This is a genomic window from Okeania sp. SIO2B9 (genome assembly GCF_010672505.1).
Lineage (GTDB): Bacteria > Cyanobacteriota > Cyanobacteriia > Cyanobacteriales > Microcoleaceae > Okeania > Okeania hirsuta.
On sequence record NZ_JAAHGK010001001.1, the window covers coordinates 1 to 2,903 of the forward strand.

The window sequence follows — 2,903 nt, forward strand, 5'->3', positions numbered from 1 at the left end:
CTCAGGTAAGATATCTGTCAGATTGGTGAGTTACAGTATTTACCTCAAAAAGGTATAAATTATAAATTGCTAAGGATTTCATACATTTTTAGAACATTGATATTATTCCACTCCCTAGAGGGACTTTTAGGCGCTTTGTCACCTATAAAGTTTGTCCCATTAGGCAAACTTTCTCATTTACCAAATAATTAAATTTTAAAGCCTTTCCTTTAAAGAGGAAAAAATAAAAAATTTTCCTTTTAGTTAATCCTTTTCTTTTCAGAAGGTATCTATAAAATAAATCTTCAGGGATGTTAAAAAATTGGTTCTAGTGGGTTACGGCTAATCATAGCGACAACTATGAAGTTTAACTATTAATCTGCGCCTAACCCACCCTACACCAGAATTTAATATTTTATTTACAGATACCCTCTCCTTGAGAGGTAATTGTTAATTGTTAAAAACTGCCAAACTACCACCTAATACTTAATATTTTCAAGATGAATTATTCCCAATATCGACAGTCATTTTATTCAGAAATTAATCAACCTGATGAAAAAATAGATTTAGCTAAAGCTGCTCTTTATTTAGCTTTAGAATATGAACTAGAATTTGACCCTGATGAATATCTGAATGCTCTGGATACCATGGCAGATGAAGTTCGAGAAAAACTACCAGAAACGCTTTACCCTCTACAAATTATTAAAAGTATTAATAACTATCTCTATGATGATTTAGGCTTTGCTGGAAATACAATTGACTATTACGATCCACAGAATAGTTTTCTGAATCAAGTAATAGAAAGACGCACTGGTATTCCAATTACTTTATCCCTCGTTTATCTAGAAATTGCTCATAGAATTAATTTTCCGATGGTTGGTATTGGAATGCCAGGACATTTTTTAATTCGACCTGATTTTGAAGAAGCTGGCATATATGTAGATGCTTTTGATCGAGGTGAAATTCTTTTTCCTCAAGATTGTCAAGAAAGATTGGCCAGGATTTATGGTCGAGCGGTAGAGCTACAACCTCAGTTTTTGGCAAAGGTAAGTAAAAAACAATTTTTAGCACGAATGTTGACAAATCTTAAAGGAATTTATTTGAACCGAAATGAGGGGTTAAAAGCTATTGCAGTTATCGACCGGATTTTATTATTATTTCCTGATGCAATTGTAGAAAAGCGAGACCGAGGCGTATTATATTATCAGTTAAATTTTTGGGCAGAAGCTCGTCAAGATTTAGAGAGTTATCTAGTAAATCTTCCTCAAGCAGAGGATGTAGATATAATTAGACAATTACTGGCTAGTATGAGTCAAGATTTATAACTGAATATGACAGATTTGGGGAACCCAATCTCTCATCTTTCAGACCTTATATACAAGAGTGAAAATACATTGAACAAATGTAATTATTAATTTTTGAGGAATAGCAGAATGAAAAATATTTTTAATTCAGGGCAATCGAACAATAAATCCAAAAAATTTGCTGATTTTAGGCAAGGAATATCAAAGTTTTTCTACCTTTTTTTTGCAGGATTTTTGGCAATTATTAGTAGTGTTTTAATCTTTACTTCTCAACCAGCAGATGCTATAGATGAAATTAAAATTACCTATGACGGTTTGAATATACCCATAGCTATTGCCGATCTAGTAACTTTTGCTGAGACAGGAGAACAGTCTGAGCAATTAAAGTCACTGTTTTTAACTGCAAATGCTACTCAAGAAAATATTGATACAGTTCGGGAAATTTTAAATTATAAATTAGAGGTTGAAGCTGATTTTGTAAATACATTATTAGAATCGCGTTATGGCAAACTTGGTGTAGAACAATTTAGTCGTTATTTTTCTCCAGATAGTAATGTATCTCAAGTAACTAACGATATTATTGATACAGTTAATCGAATGATTAGTGATGGAGAAATATCATTTTTAGAAATGGTGCAAGAGTTTAAATGGACAGATAAAATTTTGATTGATGCTAAAGGTATTGAAACATTTTTTGTAGAGACTATTGATTTTGCAAAAAGAGGACTAGATTTTCTCAAGGCCCAGCCACAGCTACAAAAATTATTCTGTGAGTAGTCTACAGGTCAGGAAGGTAAAAGAAGCAAGAAAGAAGAAGGTTAATTCTCAATTATTTCAGCTAAAATTAATATTTTTTACTGAATAATTAAGGTTGAAAACCTCTTCTTTTAAGAAGGTAGAAGGCAGAAATAAAAATTTTCGTTGTCTGAGTTTTAAGTTTTTGATATGTCAAATACAGTCATGCTGACTACTATAATTATTAATTGTTGAAAACTAATTTGTTGTCATAATTTTTGATAAATTTAACCCGAGTGCTGCGCAGAAAGTAAGAAGATAAAATTGAAAATAAGGAGTTTACCTCACGGGGTGACAAGCACTTCAAAACTATTGTTTGTAAGGATTTAAAGGATATCCACTCTGTCAAAAATTGAGGTTTTTTATAGGAGTGGGATCATCATTATTAGTGAGGGTGTGGGTTCGCGATATAGCTGCCGCTAGGCTCCGCCAACGCTAACCAACACCACAAATTACATTGATTCATTGTTCAATCAAATGTATCTTAGAACATTTATGTAAGTCAATTGAAAATTGTTTAATCATCAGATGAAAGGTAAGACATTGAGTGTAAATAGTTAGGGTTTGCTGAATAAAGTCTTATGGGTGAGGGTAGGAGACAGGAGACAACCCACCCCTCGCCCCTCCCCCTCCCAGGAGGGGAGAAATGGATCGGGAGCGAGGAGGTAGGAGCTAAGTTTTGTCCCAAGATTATTCTGCCCAACTATGCGCCTAAAATACGCTCCTTTTTGAGCGTGAAGAGCTGAAAACCAGGTACTTTTTTCGACCCAAAAAAGGCTAAAACCTTTATCTGTAAATACTTTTAGATTTAATCAGCAAGCCCTA

General features: G+C 33.4%; 2 protein-coding genes. Both read left to right on the forward strand.

Annotation, left to right across the window (positions count from 1 at the left end):
• The first annotated feature begins 479 nt into the window (after positions 1-479).
• Positions 480-1,304 (forward strand): SirB1 family protein, encoded by an 825-nt coding sequence (locus F6K13_RS26510; protein ID WP_124155307.1) that lies wholly within the window; start codon positions 480-482, stop codon positions 1,302-1,304.
• Positions 1,305-1,517: 213 nt separating this feature from the next.
• Positions 1,518-2,060: an alpha/beta hydrolase gene (locus tag F6K13_RS26515; protein ID WP_161565057.1), complete on the forward strand. Its 543-nt coding sequence runs from the start codon at positions 1,518-1,520 to the stop codon at positions 2,058-2,060.
• Positions 2,061-2,903: the final 843 nt, after the last annotated feature.

Coding starts and splice junctions, on each gene's coding strand:
- F6K13_RS26510 (WP_124155307.1), top strand. CDS start 480: ATGAATTATTCCCAATATCGACAGTCATTTTATTCAGAAATTAATCAA.